Here is an 18,611-nt window from a genome sequence, read left to right as displayed (position 1 = left end):
TAGACTTATAATGATAGATAATGATCCGTCTACAGCATGACAAACAAAAACAGATGCGTTACGGAACTTTACAAAAAAGAGACACTCTAACCTTTTGCTTGCTCAAATTGCAGCTAATGGAGTGGCGTTTCGATAGCGCGTGGAAATTTGGTTTGGGGAGACTTTACCTCGGATGAGCGAGCAGTTAACGGACCAGGTCCTGGTTGAACGGGTCCAGAAGGGAGATCAGAAAGCTTTTAACTTACTGGTAGTGCGCTATCAGCATAAAGTGGCGAGCCTGGTTTCCCGCTATGTGCCGTCGGGTGATGTTCCCGATGTGGTACAAGAAGCTTTTATTAAAGCCTATCGTGCGCTGGATTCGTTCCGGGGAGATAGTGCTTTTTATACATGGCTGTATCGGATCGCTGTAAATACAGCGAAAAATTACCTGGTTGCTCAGGGACGTCGTCCACCTTCCAGTGATGTGGATGCCATTGAAGCTGAAAACTTCGAAAGTGGCGGCGCGCTGAAAGAAATTTCGAACCCTGAGAACTTAATGTTGTCAGAAGAACTGAGACAGATAGTTTTCCGAACTATTGAGTCCCTCCCGGAAGATTTACGCATGGCAATAACCTTGCGGGAGCTGGATGGCCTGAGCTATGAAGAGATAGCCGCTATCATGGATTGTCCGGTAGGTACGGTGCGTTCACGTATCTTCCGAGCGAGGGAAGCTATTGATAATAAAGTTCAACCGCTTATCAGGCGTTGACGATAGCGGGATACTGGATAAGGGTATTAGGCATGCAGAAAGAACAACTTTCCGCTTTAATGGATGGCGAAACGCTGGATAGTGAGCTGCTTAACGAACTGGCTCACAACCCAGAAATGCAGAAAACCTGGGAAAGCTATCACTTAATCCGTGACTCTATGCGGGGTGATACTCCTGAGTTGCTTCATTTCGATATCTCATCACGTGTGATGGCCGCCATTGAAGAAGAGCCAGTTCGTCAACCGACGACATTGATCCCAGAGGCCCAGCCTGCGCCGCATCAATGGCAGAAAATGCCATTCTGGCAGAAAGTACGTCCATGGGCGGCACAGATTACCCAAATGGGCGTAGCAGCATGCGTATCGCTTGCAGTTATCGTTGGCGTCCAGCACTATAATGGACAATCTGAAACGTCCCAGCAGCCCGAAACACCGGTATTTAATACTCTGCCGATGATGGGTAAAGCCAGTCCGGTAAGTCTGGGAGTACCTTCTGAAGCGACCGCAAACAATGGTCAACAGCAACAGGTACAGGAGCAGCGTCGTCGCATTAATGCTATGTTGCAGGATTACGAACTGCAACGTCGACTCCACTCCGAACAGCTTCAGTTTGAGCAGGCACAAACACAGCAAGCCGCTGTACAGGTGCCAGGAATTCAAACTTTAGGAACGCAATCGCAGTAATGAAGCAACTTTGGTTTGCCATGTCATTAGTGACAGGTAGCCTGTTATTCTCTGCTAACGCCTCGGCCACTCCCGCGTCCGGGGCGTTATTACAGCAGATGAACCTGGCTAGCCAGTCACTGAATTACGAGCTGTCATTCATCAGCATCAATAAACAAGGTGTTGAGTCTCTGCGTTATCGACATGCACGCCTCGATAACCGTCCGCTTGCACAGTTGTTGCAAATGGATGGCCCGCGCCGGGAAGTGGTACAGCGCGGCAATGAAATCAGCTACTTTGAGCCGGGCCTTGAACCGTTTACTCTTAATGGTGATTACATTGTTGATTCTCTGCCATCGCTCATTTATACCGATTTCAAACGCCTTTCTCCTTACTACGACTTCATCTCCGTGGGACGCACGCGTATTGCTGATCGTCTTTGTGAAGTCATTCGCGTAGTTGCTCGTGATGGCACTCGCTACAGCTACATTGTGTGGATGGACACCGAATCGAAGTTACCGATGCGGGTTGATCTCCTTGATCGCGATGGTGAAACGCTGGAACAATTTCGCGTGATTGCTTTTAACGTCAATCAGGATATCAGCAGCAGTATGCAGACGCTGGCGAAGGCAAATTTGCCGCCGCTGCTTTCTGTTCCTGTAGGTGAAAAAGCCAAATTCAGCTGGACGCCAACCTGGTTGCCACAGGGTTTTAGCGAAGTCTCCAGTAGCCGGCGCCCGTTGCCCACGATGGACAATATGCCCATCGAATCGCGTCTCTATTCTGACGGGTTGTTCAGCTTCTCGGTAAACGTTAACCGCGCGACGCCGTCGAGCACCGATCAGATGTTGCGAACCGGACGTCGAACAGTCAGCACCAGCATACGTGACAACGCCGAAATCACTATTGTTGGTGAACTACCGCCGCAAACGGCGAAACGCATTGCCGAGAACATTAAGTTCGGGGCAGCGCAATGATCAAAGAGTGGGCTACCGTCGTCTCCTGGCAAAACGGCCAGGCGCTGGTCAGTTGTGATGTTAAAACCTCATGCAGCAGCTGCGCTTCCCGCGCAGGCTGCGGCAGTCGCGTGTTGAATAAACTTGGTCCGCAAACCACACATACCATCGTCGTAGCCTGTGATGAACCGTTAGTGCCGGGGCAAAAAGTCGAATTAGGAATCGCTGAAGGTAGCCTGCTTAGCTCCGCATTACTGGTTTATATGTCGCCGCTGGTGGGATTATTCCTTGTTGCTTCGTTATTTCAGCTACTCTTTGCTTCAGACATCGCGGCGTTATGCGGCGCAATTCTTGGTGGCGTTGGTGGATTCCTGATTGCGCGCGGCTACTCGCGAAAGTTTGCTGCCCGAGCTGAATGGCAACCGATCATTTTAAGCGTGGCATTGTCGCCAGGCCTTGTGCGGTTTGAAACATCTTCGGAAGACGCGAGCCAGTGATTTCACTGGCTTTGTTGCATTTTGCATAACAAATGCGAGGACGTTTCCAGATACCACAATCCATACGGTATGAACATTTCCTCGCCTCAATGTTGTAGTGTAGAATGCGGCGTTTCTATTAATACAGACGTTAAGCTCAGAACAGCGACTTCTAAAAGCCTGGTTAACCGGGCGCTAAGGCACAATAATCATACTTTATGAAGAATATACGTAACTTTTCGATCATAGCTCACATTGACCACGGTAAATCGACGCTGTCTGACCGTATTATCCAGATCTGCGGTGGCCTGTCTGACCGTGAAATGGAGGCGCAGGTTCTCGATTCCATGGATCTTGAGCGTGAGCGTGGCATTACCATCAAAGCGCAGAGCGTGACGCTGGACTACAAAGCGTCTGACGGCGAAACCTATCAGCTTAACTTTATCGACACTCCAGGCCACGTTGACTTCTCCTATGAAGTTTCCCGTTCGCTGGCCGCCTGCGAAGGCGCATTGCTGGTGGTCGATGCCGGGCAGGGCGTGGAAGCGCAAACTCTGGCGAACTGCTACACCGCCATGGAGATGGATCTCGAAGTAGTGCCGGTACTGAACAAGATTGACTTACCGGCAGCCGATCCTGAACGCGTGGCGGAAGAAATTGAAGATATTGTTGGCATCGACGCCACCGACGCAGTGCGCTGTTCAGCGAAAACCGGCGTTGGCGTGCAGGACGTTCTCGAACGTCTGGTGCGCGACATTCCACCGCCGGAAGGCGATCCAGAAGGTCCGTTACAGGCGCTGATTATCGACTCCTGGTTCGATAACTACCTGGGCGTAGTTTCACTTATCCGTATTAAAAACGGCACCCTGCGTAAGGGCGACAAGGTGAAAGTTATGAGCACCGGGCAGACCTATAACGCCGACCGCCTGGGCATCTTCACGCCGAAGCAGGTTGACCGCACTGAATTGAAATGTGGCGAAGTAGGCTGGTTGGTATGTGCGATTAAAGATATCCACGGTGCACCGGTAGGCGATACCTTAACGCTGGCGCGTAATCCGGCAGAAAAAGCATTGCCTGGGTTTAAGAAAGTTAAACCGCAGGTTTACGCGGGCTTGTTCCCGGTAAGTTCCGACGACTATGAAGCCTTCCGTGACGCGCTGGGCAAACTCAGCCTGAACGACGCCTCACTGTTCTATGAGCCAGAAAGCTCTACGGCGCTGGGCTTTGGTTTCCGCTGCGGCTTCCTTGGCCTGCTGCACATGGAGATCATTCAGGAACGTCTGGAACGTGAATACGATCTGGACCTGATTACCACAGCACCAACAGTAGTGTATGAAGTTGAAACTACGGCAAAAGAAGTTATCTACGTCGACAGTCCATCCAAGCTGCCAGCGGTAAATAACATCTACGAACTGCGCGAGCCGATTGCTGAGTGTCACATGCTGCTGCCGCAAGCGTATCTCGGTAACGTCATTACCCTGTGCGTGGAAAAACGCGGCGTGCAGACCAACATGGTCTATCACGGAAACCAGGTAGCATTGACGTACGAGATCCCGATGGCGGAAGTGGTGCTTGATTTCTTCGACCGACTGAAATCAACCTCGCGTGGCTATGCGTCTTTGGATTACAACTTCAAACGCTTCCAGGCTTCTGACATGGTGCGTGTTGACGTCTTAATCAACGGTGAACGTGTTGATGCGTTGGCATTGATCACCCACCGTGATAATTCGCAAAACCGTGGTCGCGAGCTGGTGGAAAAGATGAAAGATCTGATCCCACGCCAGCAGTTTGATATTGCTATTCAGGCAGCGATTGGTACGCACATCATTGCGCGTTCCACCGTGAAGCAGTTGCGTAAAAACGTACTGGCTAAATGCTATGGTGGTGATATCAGCCGTAAGAAAAAGCTGCTGCAGAAGCAGAAAGAAGGTAAGAAACGTATGAAGCAGATCGGTAACGTCGAGCTGCCGCAGGAAGCGTTCCTTGCCATTCTGCACGTCGGCAAAGACAACAAATAACCCTTAGGAGTTGGCATGGCGAATATGTTTGCCCTGATTCTGGTGATTGCCACACTGGTGACGGGCATTTTATGGTGCGTGGATAAATTCTTTTTCGCACCTAAACGACGGGAACGTCAGGCAGCGGCGCAAGCGGCTGCCGGGGATTCACTGGATAAAGCAACGCTGAAAAAGGTTGCGCCGAAGCCAGGCTGGCTGGAAACCGGGGCTTCTGTATTTCCGGTGCTGGCTATCGTATTGATTGTGCGTTCATTTATTTATGAACCGTTCCAGATCCCGTCAGGTTCGATGATGCCGACTCTGTTAATCGGTGACTTCATACTGGTAGAGAAATTTGCTTACGGCATTAAAGATCCTATTTACCAGAAAACATTGATCGAAACCGGTCATCCGAAACGTGGCGATATCGTGGTCTTCAAATACCCGGAAGATCCGAAGCTTGATTACATCAAGCGAGCGGTAGGTTTACCGGGCGATAAAGTCACTTATGATCCGGTCGCGAAAGAAGTGACCATTCAACCAGGATGCAGTTCCGGTCAGGCGTGTGAAAACGCGCTACCGGTAACTTATTCCAACGTTGAACCGAGCGATTTCGTTCAGACCTTCTCACGCCGTAACGGCGGGGAAGCGACCAGTGGGTTCTTTGAAGTGCCGAAAAACGAAACTAAAGAAAATGGTATTCGTCTTTCCGAACGTAAAGAGACACTGGGCGATGTAACGCATCGCATCCTGACTGTGCCAATCGCCCAGGATCAGGTAGGGATGTATTACCAGCAGCCAGGACAACAACTGGCAACCTGGATTGTCCCGCCGGGCCAATACTTCATGATGGGTGACAACCGCGATAACAGCGCGGACAGCCGTTACTGGGGCTTTGTGCCGGAAGCGAATCTGGTAGGTCGTGCAACAGCTATCTGGATGAGTTTCGATAAGCAAGAAGGTGAATGGCCGACAGGTGTGCGCTTAAGTCGCATTGGCGGCATCCATTAATTGCTGCTTCTCGTTCACGTTGTCGTCATTCTGGCGGCAACGTGAATTATTTATGAGATAAATCTCCCCAGGCTAACGACATCCCTTATCGTTGTGTATAGAATATTCCCCCGAAGTTTAAGGTTGGCGCCTTCTGGTTGCCACGGCACACGAAACAGCGTTGGTTTCCATATATGGCTTAATGAATCCGCAACAAAGCGGTTAACTGAGCCTATGTGTATCAGGTCTGTTTCGTGTGCTGAATTGTTGACGCATTTATTTATTGGTATCGCATGAACCCCATCGTAATTAATCGGCTTCAACGGAAGCTGGGCTACACTTTTAATCATCAGGAACTGCTGCAGCAGGCATTAACTCACCGCAGCGCCAGCAGCAAACATAACGAGCGTTTAGAATTTTTAGGCGACTCAATCTTGAGCTACGTTATCGCCAATGCGCTGTATCACCGTTTCCCGCGTGTGGATGAAGGTGATATGAGCCGGATGCGTGCTACGCTGGTTCGTGGCAATACGCTGGCAGAACTGGCACGTGAATTTGAGTTAGGCGAGTGCTTGCGTTTAGGACCGGGTGAACTTAAAAGCGGTGGATTTCGTCGCGAGTCAATCCTCGCCGACACCGTCGAAGCATTAATTGGCGGCGTATTCCTCGACAGTGATATTCAAACCGTCGAGAAGTTAATCCTCAACTGGTATCAAACTCGTCTGGACGAAATTAGCCCAGGCGATAAACAAAAAGATCCGAAAACGCGCTTGCAAGAATATTTGCAGGGTCGCCATCTGCCGCTGCCGACTTATCTGGTAGTCCAGGTCCGTGGCGAAGCGCACGATCAGGAATTTACAATCCACTGCCAGGTCAGCGGCCTGAGTGAACCGGTGGTTGGCACAGGTTCAAGCCGTCGTAAGGCTGAGCAGGCTGCCGCCGAACAGGCGTTGAAAAAACTGGAGCTGGAATGAGCATCGATAAAAGTTACTGCGGATTTATTGCCATCGTCGGACGTCCGAACGTTGGCAAATCCACGCTGCTGAACAAACTGTTGGGGCAGAAAATTTCCATCACTTCCCGTAAAGCGCAGACAACTCGTCACCGCATTGTGGGTATCCATACTGAAGGCGCGTATCAGGCGATCTACGTCGATACCCCGGGCCTGCATATGGAAGAGAAGCGCGCTATTAACCGCCTGATGAACAAAGCGGCGAGCAGCTCCATTGGTGACGTTGAACTGGTGATTTTTGTCGTTGAAGGCACCCGTTGGACGCCGGACGATGAAATGGTGCTCAACAAGCTGCGTGATGGCAAAGCGCCGGTGATCCTCGCGGTGAACAAAGTGGACAACGTTCAGGAGAAAGCCGATCTGCTGCCGCACCTGCAGTTCCTTGCAAGCCAGATGAATTTCCTCGATATCGTGCCAATCTCCGCCGAAACCGGACTTAACGTTGACACTATCGCGGCAATCGTGCGCAAACACCTGCCGGAAGCGACGCATCACTTCCCGGAAGATTACATCACCGATCGCTCACAGCGTTTTATGGCGTCTGAAATCATCCGCGAAAAACTGATGCGTTTCCTCGGCGCTGAACTGCCGTACTCCGTGACCGTGGAGATCGAGCGTTTCGTCTCTAACGAACGCGGCGGTTATGACATCAACGGTTTGATTCTCGTTGAGCGTGAAGGGCAGAAGAAGATGGTCATTGGCAACAAAGGGGCCAAGATCAAAACCATCGGGATTGAAGCGCGTAAAGACATGCAGGAAATGTTCGAAGCGCCTGTTCACCTTGAGCTGTGGGTAAAAGTGAAATCCGGTTGGGCCGACGACGAACGCGCACTGCGCAGTCTCGGTTATGTTGACGATCTTTAAGAGTAACTCCGATGGAAGGCTGGCAGCGCGCATTTGTCCTGCATAGTCGCCCATGGAGCGAAACCAGCCTGATGCTGGACGTCTTCACGGAGGAATCGGGTCGCGTGCGTCTGGTTGCCAAAGGCGCACGCTCTAAACGCTCTACTCTGAAAGGTGCATTACAGCCTTTCACCCCTCTCTTGCTACGTTTCGGCGGGCGTGGCGAAGTTAAAACGCTGCGCAGTGCTGAAGCTGTCTCATTGGCGCTGCCATTAAGCGGTATCACGCTTTACAGCGGTCTGTACATCAACGAACTTCTCTCCCGCGTGCTGGAATACGAGACGCGCTTCTCGGAACTCTTTTTCGATTACTTGCACTGCATCCAGTCTCTGGCTGGAGCCACAGGCACACCGGAACCCGCGTTGCGCCGCTTTGAGCTGGCATTGCTCGGGCATCTGGGTTATGGCGTCAATTTTACCCATTGTGCAGGTAGCGGCGAACCGGTGGATGACACCATGACGTATCGTTATCGCGAAGAAAAAGGTTTTATCGCCAGTGTAGTTATCGACAATAAAACCTTCACCGGAAGGCAGTTGAAAGCGTTACACGTGCGGGAATTTCCTGATGCAGACACATTGCGTGCCGCGAAACGCTTTACCCGCATGGCGCTTAAGCCGTATCTTGGCGGTAAACCTTTAAAGAGCAGGGAACTGTTCCGGCAGTTTATACCTAAGCGAACAGTGCAAACACATAATGACTGATGAGGATTGTCATGGCTGAATTACTGTTGGGCGTCAACATTGACCATATTGCAACGCTGCGTAACGCACGCGGTACTGCTTACCCGGATCCGGTGCAGGCCGCGTTTATTGCTGAGCAAGCGGGAGCAGACGGCATTACCGTGCATTTACGTGAAGATCGCCGCCACATTACTGACCGCGATGTGCGCATCCTGCGTCAGACGCTGGATACCCGCATGAATCTGGAAATGGCAGTGACCGAAGAAATGCTGGCGATCGCCGTTGAGACGAAGCCTCATTTTTGCTGCCTGGTACCGGAAAAGCGCCAGGAAGTGACAACTGAAGGTGGGCTGGACGTAGCCGGTCAGCGTGACAAAATGCGCGATGCCTGTAAACGTCTGGCAGATGCCGGGATTCAGGTTTCTCTTTTCATTGATGCCGATGAAGAGCAAATCAAAGCTGCAGCAGACGTAGGCGCCCCGTTTATCGAGATCCACACCGGTTGTTATGCCGATGCCAAAACTGAAGCTGAACAGGCGCAAGAGTTGGCTCGCATTGCAAAAGCCGCGACCTTTGCTGCAAGTCTCGGTCTGAAAGTTAACGCCGGTCACGGTCTGACCTATCACAACGTGAAAGCCATTGCCGCCATCCCTGAGATGCATGAACTGAATATCGGTCATGCCATTATTGGCCGTGCGGTGATGACCGGGCTGAAAGATGCGGTGGCAGAAATGAAGCGCCTGATGCTGGAAGCGCGTGGCTAATGGCAATATTAGGTTTAGGCACGGATATCGTGGAGATCGCTCGCATAGAAGCGGTGATCGCCCGATCCGGTGAGCGCCTGGCACGCCGCGTATTAAGCGATAACGAATGGAAAATCTGGAAAACGCACCACCAGCCAGTGCGTTTTCTGGCGAAGCGTTTTGCTGTGAAAGAAGCGGCGGCAAAAGCGTTTGGCACCGGGATCCGTAACGGCCTGGCATTTAATCAGTTTGAGGTGTTTAACGACGAGCTCGGCAAGCCACGGTTGCGGTTATGGGGCGAGGCGTTAAAACTGGCGGAAAAGTTGGGCGTCGCCCATATGCATGTGACGCTGGCAGATGAACGCCACTATGCTTGTGCCACGGTAATTATTGAAAGTTAAAAATAATACCGTTCTCTTTAAAAAGTAAAACCCCCGAACTGGTAAGGAACGGGGGTTTTACTTTACAACTTTAATTTTGTGCAGCATGCACCCTCAACAACAGCGATTATGGATCAGTGTGGTTATCTTTTACAAGCAACTTGCAATCTTTAGCATAAAAATTCGAGCCTTAACGAAGAAAGCGATGTTGATGGAAATATTAACGTGACCACCAATTCGTAAGTACATTAAAATTGGCTTCGTTATTGAAGATTTTGCTGTGCTTTACACCATGCCACTGAATTCCCCCATTGAAACGAGTGGTGTCGTCAAAGCTCTGGTGTGGAGTGCAGCATGCACCCTCAATAACTCGCACGTTCAGTTTTGGGGAGATGTAAGGGCTAATCTGAACGGCTGCATTCCTTGTTTAAGGAAAAACGAATGACTGATTGCCGATACCTTATTAAACGGGCCATCAAAATCATCATTGCTGTTTTACAGCTGATCCTTCTGTTCTTATAACACAAGGAAACGTACTTAAGGTGCGTCCGGTGAACCAGTCGGACGCACCTTTAATAACTATAAATAAGTGTCTGGGCAGATACTATATAAATTAACTTAGTGAATGTTTGTGCTAATAATCATCAATTAAATAAATATAATAGCGTTAAGGTTTCCCTAAAAATAATTAATACTCTACTTCAGGAGCAGAATATTAAATTTTATCCGCGTGGTGCATCAGCACAAATTTATCCCACAACTGTTCTTCTGTCTCGACATGCGCCGGATCTTTCACAATGGTATTAGGGATCGGACACACCTTCTGGCAGGTAGGCGTCTCGTAGTGACCTACGCATTCGGTACACTTATCGCTATTAATCTCGTAGATATGTTCACCCATTGAAATAGCCTCATTTGGGCATTCAGGTTCACACATATCACAATTGATGCATTTTTTAGTGATTAACAGCGCCATAAGGAAACTCTCAAAACAACACAAACCGGGCGGGCATTATACGCGCATTCTTTACTCAAACCAGTTTTTTCACCAGTGCCTCGCTGTGACGAATGCGCTCAGGGGCCAGTTCGAGATCCTGCTGGATTAGCGCAATGAACAGCAAATCTGTAAGCATTCCCTGAGCGTGACAAGCGGAGATCGACGCACTATTCGTCGCCTGTTCTTCGGCAATAGTATACAGGCAATGGGATGCTCGTTGTTGCAGAGCATTCGGCGTGAAACCGGTAATTGCCAGCACCTTTCCACCCACGCGCAGCATCTCATCCGCCGCGAGATTCAACTCACGTCGTACACCAGTGTAAGAGATGGCTAATAACAGATCGTCCGGTGAAGATGCCTGTACAGTAGCGAGCAACGCATGCATATCGCGTTCTGCGGCAGCATTGAAACCAATTTTCATCAGTTTCCAGGCAAAGTTTTGTGCTACCAGACCCGAAGCGCCAATGCCAGTCAAAATAATCCGCCGAGCAGAACGCAACATCACCACGCATTCATGCAATTTCTCTTCACTGTTAACGTTCAGCGTCGCATACATGGCAGCCGTGTTTTCTTTTATGAGCTTTTCACCCACCAGTCGCAGCGGATCATCACCGCGAATTTGGTTATGAATGGGGACAGAAGGGGATTCCGGCTGGCTCGCCAGAGCTTCGCTTAACGCGAGTTTTAAGGCAGGAAAACCTTTATAGCCGAGTTTTTGTGCGAATTTCACTACGCTTGATTGACTGACTCCGGCTTCGTTGGCCAATTGCTGGGAACTTAAATGGCGCGCCGTATCAGGTTGTAGCAGGAGATAGTCCGCCAGTTTTTTATCACTCTGGGCAAGCTGCTGGTAACGCTGACGAATACGAAGTAAGCCGTTCATATCTTTCCTCGCGATGAAATAATGGCGACAACAGGCAATATGAGACACAAGCGAGTGAATATTATATTCCATAGCTTGTAAGATCTATGAATTAAAAATTCCATTCAGCATTATACGGTAGATTGTTGCCGGAAAAGTGATGATCTATCTGTTAGGCTATGTAGTAGCGATGATTAATCAGGATGTTTCAGTCCAGAGGAGTATGGTTTGGCAACTCACGAGCGTCGTGTGGTGTTTTTTGACTTAGATGGAACATTGCATCAACAGGATATGTTCGGTAGTTTTCTGCGCTACTTACTGCGTCGCCAACCGCTGAATACACTGCTTGTCCTGCCGCTATTGCCGGTTATTGCCATGGCATTATTGATAAAGGGCCGAGCTGCGCGCTGGCCGATGAGCCTGCTATTGTGGGGATGTACTTTTGGTCACAGCGAAGCGCGTTTACAGGCATTGCAAGCCGATTTTGTGCACTGGTTTCGCGACAATGTTACTGCCTTCCCGCTGGTGCAAGAGCGCCTGACTACCTACTTGTTAAGTTCCGATGCTGATATCTGGTTGATTACCGGTTCCCCACAGCCGCTGGTTGAGGCGGTTTATTTTGATACGCCCTGGCTGCCACGGGTTAATCTTATCGCCAGCCAAATCCAGCGAGGCTATGGTGGCTGGGTGTTGACAATGCGTTGCCTCGGGCATGAGAAGGTCGCGCAACTGGAACGCAAAATCGGCACGCCACTGCGGTTGTACAGTGGTTACAGCGACAGTAATCAGGACAACCCGCTGCTCTATTTTTGTCAGCACCGTTGGCGCGTAACTCCGCGCGGCGAACTCCAGCAACTGGAATAGAGTAAAGCATAGCGTCCGTGTATAATGCGCCGCGCTTTTATAACCGGAGTTTTCTTTTTGTCTGAAGTCGAATTTAGTCACGAATACTGGATGCGTCATGCCATTACGCTGGCAAAGCGTGCCTGGGACGAGCGGGAAGTACCGGTCGGCGCGGTATTAGTGCATAACAACCGGGTAATCGGCGAGGGCTGGAATCGTCCGATTGGTCGGCATGATCCTACCGCTCACGCTGAAATCATGGCCCTGCGTCAGGGCGGTCTGGTGATGCAAAATTATCGCCTGATCGACGCCACATTATACGTCACGCTGGAGCCGTGTGTGATGTGCGCCGGAGCGATGATCCATAGCCGGATTGGTCGTGTAGTTTTTGGTGCACGAGATGCGAAAACGGGGGCTGCCGGATCATTAATGGATGTATTGCACCATCCGGGCATGAATCACCGGGTGGAAATCACAGAAGGAATACTGGCGGAAGAGTGTGCAGCGCTACTCAGCGACTTTTTTCGCATGCGCCGCCAGGAAATCAAAGCGCAGAAAAAAGCGCAATCTTCTGCGGATTAATTTTGTTTCTTTTCACTTCCCTTCCTGGAAAACAGCAGCGAAGGGGAGTGTGTCAGATAGTTAGATGACGACTGTGAAAGAAACGAGAGAAAAGGAAATTTCCCTTTACTCAATTCTGTTGGCGACACCGCCGGATAATCCTGAGCCAACTTCATTGCCGCTTCTGTTGCCTGCTTTTCTTTCTCTTGCAGATACCCCACCAGACTAATCTGATACTTACGAATATTTTCGACGTAGGCGTAAGCTTCATGTCCCCGCGCATAACCGTAAGTCAGCTTGCTGTAATAGGGTTTCTGGCTAAGTAAAGGAAGACGTTGTTTGACATCGGTCCAACTGTCAGGATTACCTTTGGTTTTTGCTGTCAGGGCGCGAGCATCCAGCATATGCGCATAACCCATATTGTAAGCGGCGAGCGCAAACCAAATCCGTTCATTTTCTGGCACGCTTTCCGGCACTTTACTCATCATATCCTGCAAATAACGCGCGCCGCCGCTGATGCTTTGTTCGGCATCGGTACGATCGGTAATGCCCAGGCTTTGCGCGGTATTTTTGGTCAACATCATCATTCCACGCACACCGGTCGGTGAGGTGGCCAGCGCGTCCCAATGTGATTCCTGATAAGCAATAGCTGCCAGCAAACGCCAGTCAATTTCCTCAGCGTATTTCTCAAACAACGGTTTTAATTGTGGCAGAACCGCATCGACAGCGCGTAAAAATGTGCGCGTATCGACGTAATCAAAATCATCGCCATGCCCCAGGTATTTCTCTTCAATGCGTGCCAGCGTGCCGTCCTCATTCATTTTGTTGAAGAAGTCGAGCAGAGCTGCGGAAAGGGTATTATCGTCATCTAACTGGCTAAACCAGGTCACTGGTTGTTCATCGGTGATATCGAGCGCCACGGCGAGTTCCGGGTGAACTCGCTGAAACAGGCTGATGGCGACAGAATCAGCAATGGTGTAATCCAGCTTACCTCCGATGACATCTTCCAGTAATTCCGCAGAGCCTTTTTTGTCGTCCACCTTCCAGCTTAAATCCGGGAACTTAGATTCTTTCAGTCTTTGTAGATCGTTAACAACGACGTGTCCTGGTGCGATGGAGAGCTGCTCCGCCGTCAAATTACCCAGCGTGCGCGGGCGATATTGACCCACTTTGTAAACCAGTTGTTGTGAAACGGAATAATAGGTAGGACCTGGTTGATAGTTTTTTACCCGCTCACTGTTATAAACCAGACCGGCAGCCAGCAGGTCGGCGTCGCCGTTGTCGAGATCGTCAAACAACTGGCTGATATTCTGCCGTACGGTCACTTTCAGTTTCACGCCGAGGTAATCGGCAAATTGTTTGGCCAACTCATAATCCAGCCCGGAAGATTTACCGTTAATCTCATTCCAGGTGAGGGGAGTATGAATGGTGCTCACGCGCAATTCTCCCCGCGCTTGAATGGCGGCGATACGGTTGTCGGCTTTACCAAACCACGGAATAGATGGCCAGAGAGCTACCGCGAGAAGCAGCGCCAGAATGCCAATGAACAGATAATTAATCTTTAATTTTTTCAATTAGTTAATTCTCTGTGTCGTTCGTGTCCTGGCTTGAAAAAACGATATGCTAAACAAAGGTATAATCATCAATGAGCGGCATTTTGCGTAAACCTGTGCCAGTTGGCAACTTATTACAGCCATTGGCGGCACGCGTTGCTAATTCATGATGGTGATTTTATTTCCACGCAAACGGTTTCGTCAGCGCAACAGATTCTTTATAATGACGCCCGTTTCCCCCCTTGGGTACACCGAAAGCTTAGAAGACGAGAGACTTATGATGGAAATTCTGCGTGGTTCGCCTGCACTGTCGGCATTCCGAATCAATAAACTGCTGGCGCGTTTTCAGGCTGCCAGGCTCCCGGTTCACAACATTTACGCCGAGTATGTCCATTTTGCTGACCTCAATGCGCCGTTAAACGAAGAAGAGCACGCGCAACTTGAACGCCTGTTGAAATATGGCCCGGCACTCGCCAGCCATGCCCCGGAAGGCAAATTACTGCTGGTGACCCCGCGTCCAGGCACCATCTCTCCCTGGTCTTCGAAAGCGACCGATATCGCACATAACTGCGGGCTGCAACAGGTAAACCGCCTTGAGCGCGGCGTTGCTTACTATATAGAAGCCGGTACGCTGACCAATGAACAATGGCAGCAGGTTACCGCTGAACTGCACGACCGCATGATGGAAACGGTCTTTTTTGCTTTAGATGATGCGAAGCAGCTGTTTGCTCACCATCAACCGACTCCGGTCACCAGCGTAGATTTGCTGGGGCAGGGACGCCAGGCGCTGATCGACGCAAACCTGCGTCTCGGCCTGGCACTGGCGGACGATGAAATTGACTATCTGCAAGATGCTTTCACAAAGCTTGGTCGTAACCCGAACGACATCGAGCTGTATATGTTCGCCCAGGCGAACTCCGAGCACTGTCGTCACAAAATTTTTAACGCCGACTGGATTATCGACGGTGAACAACAGCCGAAATCGCTGTTCAAGATGATCAAAAACACCTTCGAAACCACGCCGGATCACGTTCTCTCTGCTTATAAAGATAACGCCGCCGTAATGGAAGGTTCTGAAGTGGGCCGCTACTTTGCTGACCACGAAACGGGCCGCTACGATTTCCATCAGGAACCGGCGCACATCCTGATGAAAGTAGAAACTCACAACCACCCGACGGCGATTTCTCCGTGGCCGGGCGCGGCGACTGGCTCCGGCGGCGAAATTCGTGATGAAGGCGCCACCGGGCGCGGTGCGAAACCGAAGGCCGGTCTGGTTGGTTTCTCTGTTTCCAACCTGCGTATTCCAGGCTTCGAACAGCCGTGGGAAGAGGATTTTGGTAAGCCTGAGCGCATTGTCACCGCGCTGGACATCATGACCGAAGGCCCATTGGGTGGCGCGGCGTTTAACAACGAATTTGGTCGTCCGGCACTGAACGGCTACTTCCGTACCTATGAAGAAAAAGTAAACAGCCACAACGGCGAAGAGCTGCGTGGTTATCACAAACCGATCATGCTGGCCGGCGGGATTGGCAATATTCGCGCCGATCACGTACAAAAAGGCGAGATCAACGTCGGTGCGAAGCTGGTCGTCCTCGGCGGTCCGGCAATGAACATCGGTCTTGGCGGTGGTGCAGCGTCTTCTATGGCATCTGGTCAGTCTGATGCGGATCTCGACTTTGCTTCCGTCCAGCGCGACAACCCGGAAATGGAGCGTCGTTGCCAGGAAGTAATCGACCGTTGCTGGCAGCTTGGTGATGCCAACCCAATCCTGTTTATCCACGACGTCGGCGCAGGCGGTCTTTCTAACGCCATGCCGGAACTGGTGAGCGACGGCGGACGCGGCGGTAAATTCGAACTGCGCGACATCCTGAGCGACGAGCCAGGCATGAGCCCGCTGGAAATCTGGTGTAACGAGTCCCAGGAACGCTACGTGCTGGCGGTTGCTGCCGATCAGTTGCCGCTGTTTGACGAACTGTGTAAGCGTGAGCGCGCACCGTACGCGGTGATTGGTGAAGCGACAGAAGAACTGCATCTTTCTTTGCACGATCGTCATTTTGATAATCAGCCGATTGATCTGCCGCTGGACGTCCTGCTTGGCAAAACGCCGAAGATGACCCGCGACGTACAAACGCTGAAAGCGAAAGGCGACGCGCTGGCCCGTGAAGGGATCACCATTGCTGACGCGGTGAAACGCGTGCTGCATCTGCCGACCGTGGCGGAGAAAACTTTCCTTGTGACCATTGGTGACCGCAGCGTAACCGGTATGGTGGCGCGCGATCAAATGGTTGGTCCGTGGCAGGTGCCGGTCGCTAACTGCGCGGTCACTACCGCCAGCCTCGACAGCTACTACGGTGAAGCGATGGCGATTGGCGAGCGGGCGCCGGTTGCACTGCTGGATTTCGCCGCTTCTGCCCGTCTGGCAGTTGGTGAGGCGTTAACTAACATTGCGGCAACGCAGATTGGCGATATCAAACGCATCAAACTTTCCGCCAACTGGATGGCGGCGGCAGGTCATCCTGGTGAAGATGCGGGCCTGTATGAGGCCGTTAAAGCGGTGGGCGAAGAGCTTTGTCCGGCGCTGGGGCTGACGATCCCTGTGGGTAAAGACTCTATGTCGATGAAAACCCGCTGGCAGGAAGGTAACGAAGAGCGCGAAATGACCTCGCCGTTGTCGCTGGTGATTTCTGCATTTGCCCGCGTGGAAGATGTTCGTCACACCATCACGCCGCAGCTTTCTACCGAAGATAACGCACTGTTGCTGATTGATTTGGGCAAAGGCAATAACGCGCTGGGCGCAACGGCGCTGGCGCAGGTTTATCGTCAGCTTGGCGACAAACCGGCTGATGTACGCGACGTCGCGCAACTGAAAGGCTTCTATGATGCGATTCAGGCGCTGGTTGCACAGCGTAAGCTGCTCGCGTACCACGACCGCTCTGATGGCGGCCTGCTGGTAACGCTGGCGGAAATGGCATTTGCCGGTCATTGTGGCATTGAAGCGGATATCGCCTCTCTGGGCGACGATCGCCTGGCGGCGTTGTTTAACGAAGAGCTGGGTGCGGTGATTCAGGTTCGTGCCGCTGACCGTGAAGCGGTCGAAGCAGTACTGGCACAGCATGGCCTTGCTGATTGCGTCCATTATGTAGGCCATGCGGTTTCCGGTGACCGTTTTGTGATTACCGCCAACGGGCAGACTGTATTTAGCGAAAGCCGCACCACGTTGCGTGTCTGGTGGGCAGAAACTACCTGGCAAATGCAGCGCCTGCGTGATAACCCGGAGTGTGCCGATCAGGAGCATCAGGCGAAATCCAACGACGCCGATCCTGGCCTGAATGTGAAACTGTCGTTCGATATCAACGAAGATGTGGCAGCACCGTTTATTGCCACTGGCGCACGTCCGAAAGTTGCCGTGCTGCGTGAGCAGGGCGTGAACTCGCATGTTGAAATGGCGGCAGCTTTCCACCGTGCAGGCTTCGATGCTATCGACGTGCATATGAGTGACCTGCTGGCTGGACGCACTGGTCTGGAGGATTTCCACGCACTGGTAGCTTGCGGCGGTTTCTCCTATGGCGACGTATTGGGCGCAGGTGAAGGTTGGGCGAAGTCTATTCTGTTCAACAACCGTGTACGCGATGAGTTTGCAACCTTCTTCCACCGTCCGCAAACGCTGGCGCTGGGGGTATGTAACGGTTGCCAGATGATGTCTAATCTGCGTGAACTGATCCCGGGTAGCGAGTTGTGGCCACGTTTTGTGCGCAATACCTCCGATCGCTTTGAAGCACGTTTCAGTCTGGTAGAAGTAACCCAAAGCCCGTCGCTGCTGTTGCAGGGGATGGTAGGCTCGCAGATGCCGATTGCTGTCTCTCACGGTGAAGGGCGCGTGGAAGTGCGCGATGCGGCGCATCTGGCGGCACTGGAAAACAAAGGGCTGGTGGCACTGCGCTATGTCGATAACTTCGGCAAAGTCACCGAAACCTACCCGGCTAACCCGAACGGTTCCCCGAACGGTATTACTGCGGTCACTACCGAAAGCGGTCGTGTCACCATTATGATGCCGCACCCGGAACGTGTATTCCGTACCGTCAGCAACTCCTGGCATCCGGAAAACTGGGGGGAAGATGGTCCGTGGATGCGCATTTTCCGCAATGCGCGTAAGCAGCTGGGATAAGGCGTTAACGCAAACACCAATCTTGCCAACAATTATAAGCTCCCGACTCCGGGAGCTTTTTTTGTGTCTGTAAATCACGACAA

General features: G+C 51.5%; 19 protein-coding genes. 16 read left to right on the top strand and 3 right to left on the bottom strand.

Features of this window, described 5'->3' with window-relative positions; all coding sequences use genetic code 11:
• Positions 1-20: 20 nt before the first annotated feature.
• From rseD to shoB, 13 genes are all read left to right on the top strand, one after another.
• Positions 21-176, top strand: a complete 156-nt coding sequence (gene rseD / locus D9742_RS19520; RefSeq protein ID WP_064526141.1) for a rpoE leader peptide RseD — start codon at positions 21-23, stop codon at positions 174-176.
• Positions 173-748 (top strand): RNA polymerase sigma factor RpoE, encoded by a 576-nt coding sequence (rpoE, locus tag D9742_RS19515; protein WP_001295364.1) that lies wholly within the window; start codon positions 173-175, stop codon positions 746-748. The genes rseD and rpoE overlap by 4 nt, the downstream gene beginning before the upstream one ends.
• A 32-nt stretch (positions 749-780) precedes the next feature.
• Complete coding sequence (rseA, locus tag D9742_RS19510; protein ID WP_130237948.1) at positions 781-1,431, top strand: anti-sigma-E factor RseA; 651 nt, start codon at positions 781-783, stop codon at positions 1,429-1,431.
• A complete protein-coding gene (rseB, locus tag D9742_RS19505) occupies positions 1,431-2,387 on the top strand; it encodes a sigma-E factor regulatory protein RseB (protein WP_000812050.1) in 957 nt (318 codons plus the stop codon). The genes rseA and rseB overlap by 1 nt, the downstream gene beginning before the upstream one ends.
• Positions 2,384-2,863 carry a SoxR-reducing system protein RseC gene (rseC, locus tag D9742_RS19500; RefSeq protein WP_130237947.1) on the top strand — a complete coding sequence of 160 codons (480 nt, stop codon included), beginning with the start codon at positions 2,384-2,386 and terminating at the stop codon, positions 2,861-2,863. Before rseB ends, rseC begins: the two co-directional genes overlap by 4 nt.
• Positions 2,864-3,060: 197 nt before the next feature.
• Complete coding sequence (gene lepA, locus D9742_RS19495) at positions 3,061-4,860, top strand: translation elongation factor 4 (protein ID WP_000790173.1); 1,800 nt, start codon at positions 3,061-3,063, stop codon at positions 4,858-4,860.
• Positions 4,861-4,875: 15 nt separating this feature from the next.
• Positions 4,876-5,850, top strand: a complete 975-nt coding sequence (gene lepB / locus D9742_RS19490; RefSeq protein ID WP_000002532.1) for a signal peptidase I — start codon at positions 4,876-4,878, stop codon at positions 5,848-5,850.
• Between the two features lie 272 nt (positions 5,851-6,122).
• The gene (gene rnc / locus D9742_RS19485) at positions 6,123-6,803 is read left to right on the top strand and encodes a ribonuclease III (RefSeq protein WP_001068343.1); all 681 of its coding nucleotides are present in this window, start codon (positions 6,123-6,125) and stop codon (positions 6,801-6,803) included.
• Positions 6,800-7,705, top strand: a complete 906-nt coding sequence (gene era, locus D9742_RS19480; protein WP_000020737.1) for a GTPase Era — start codon at positions 6,800-6,802, stop codon at positions 7,703-7,705. Before rnc ends, era begins: the two co-directional genes overlap by 4 nt.
• Before the next feature lie 11 nt (positions 7,706-7,716).
• Entirely contained in the window at positions 7,717-8,445 is a 729-nt protein-coding gene (recO, locus tag D9742_RS19475) for a DNA repair protein RecO (RefSeq protein ID WP_130237946.1), read from the top strand.
• Positions 8,446-8,456: 11 nt separating this feature from the next.
• Positions 8,457-9,188, top strand: a complete 732-nt coding sequence (pdxJ, locus tag D9742_RS19470; RefSeq protein WP_064526152.1) for a pyridoxine 5'-phosphate synthase — start codon at positions 8,457-8,459, stop codon at positions 9,186-9,188.
• The gene (gene acpS / locus D9742_RS19465) at positions 9,188-9,568 is read left to right on the top strand and encodes a holo-ACP synthase (protein WP_130237945.1); all 381 of its coding nucleotides are present in this window, start codon (positions 9,188-9,190) and stop codon (positions 9,566-9,568) included. The genes pdxJ and acpS overlap by 1 nt, the downstream gene beginning before the upstream one ends.
• A 420-nt stretch (positions 9,569-9,988) precedes the next feature.
• Complete coding sequence (shoB, locus tag D9742_RS19460; protein WP_000128773.1) at positions 9,989-10,069, top strand: type I toxin-antitoxin system toxin ShoB; 81 nt, start codon at positions 9,989-9,991, stop codon at positions 10,067-10,069.
• Positions 10,070-10,262: 193 nt separating this feature from the next.
• Here shoB and yfhL read toward each other — a convergent pair whose 3' ends face one another.
• Positions 10,263-10,523 carry a 4Fe-4S dicluster ferredoxin YfhL gene (gene yfhL, locus D9742_RS19455; protein WP_001196294.1) on the bottom strand — a complete coding sequence of 87 codons (261 nt, stop codon included), beginning with the start codon at positions 10,521-10,523 and terminating at the stop codon, positions 10,263-10,265.
• 55 nt (positions 10,524-10,578) lie between these two features.
• On the bottom strand, positions 10,579-11,427 hold the full coding sequence (locus tag D9742_RS19450; RefSeq protein ID WP_130207550.1) for a MurR/RpiR family transcriptional regulator: 849 nt from the start codon (positions 11,425-11,427) through the stop codon (positions 10,579-10,581).
• A gap of 207 nt (positions 11,428-11,634) precedes the next feature.
• Here D9742_RS19450 and yfhb point away from each other — a divergent pair, with 207 nt between their 5' ends.
• Positions 11,635-12,270, top strand: coding sequence for a phosphatidylglycerophosphatase C (gene yfhb / locus D9742_RS19445; protein ID WP_130222054.1), 636 nt, complete (start codon positions 11,635-11,637; stop codon positions 12,268-12,270).
• A 57-nt stretch (positions 12,271-12,327) separates the two neighbouring features.
• Positions 12,328-12,831, top strand: coding sequence for a tRNA adenosine(34) deaminase TadA (gene tadA, locus D9742_RS19440; protein ID WP_240780485.1), 504 nt, complete (start codon positions 12,328-12,330; stop codon positions 12,829-12,831).
• Here the strand turns inward: tadA and mltF are convergent.
• The gene (gene mltF, locus D9742_RS19435; protein WP_130237943.1) at positions 12,828-14,384 is read right to left on the bottom strand and encodes a membrane-bound lytic murein transglycosylase MltF; all 1,557 of its coding nucleotides are present in this window, start codon (positions 14,382-14,384) and stop codon (positions 12,828-12,830) included. The two genes, tadA and mltF, sit on opposite strands and share 4 nt — an antisense overlap.
• A 256-nt stretch (positions 14,385-14,640) precedes the next feature.
• Here mltF and purL point away from each other — a divergent pair, with 256 nt between their 5' ends.
• Complete coding sequence (purL, locus tag D9742_RS19430; RefSeq protein ID WP_130237942.1) at positions 14,641-18,528, top strand: phosphoribosylformylglycinamidine synthase; 3,888 nt, start codon at positions 14,641-14,643, stop codon at positions 18,526-18,528.
• The last annotated feature ends 83 nt before the right edge of the window (positions 18,529-18,611 follow it).

This window comes from Escherichia sp. E1V33, from assembly GCF_004211955.1.
In the GTDB taxonomy this organism is placed as follows: Bacteria; Pseudomonadota; Gammaproteobacteria; order Enterobacterales; family Enterobacteriaceae; genus Escherichia.
The sequence above is the reverse complement of the archived record's forward strand: the minus strand, read 5'-3'. Positions and strand labels throughout refer to the sequence as shown.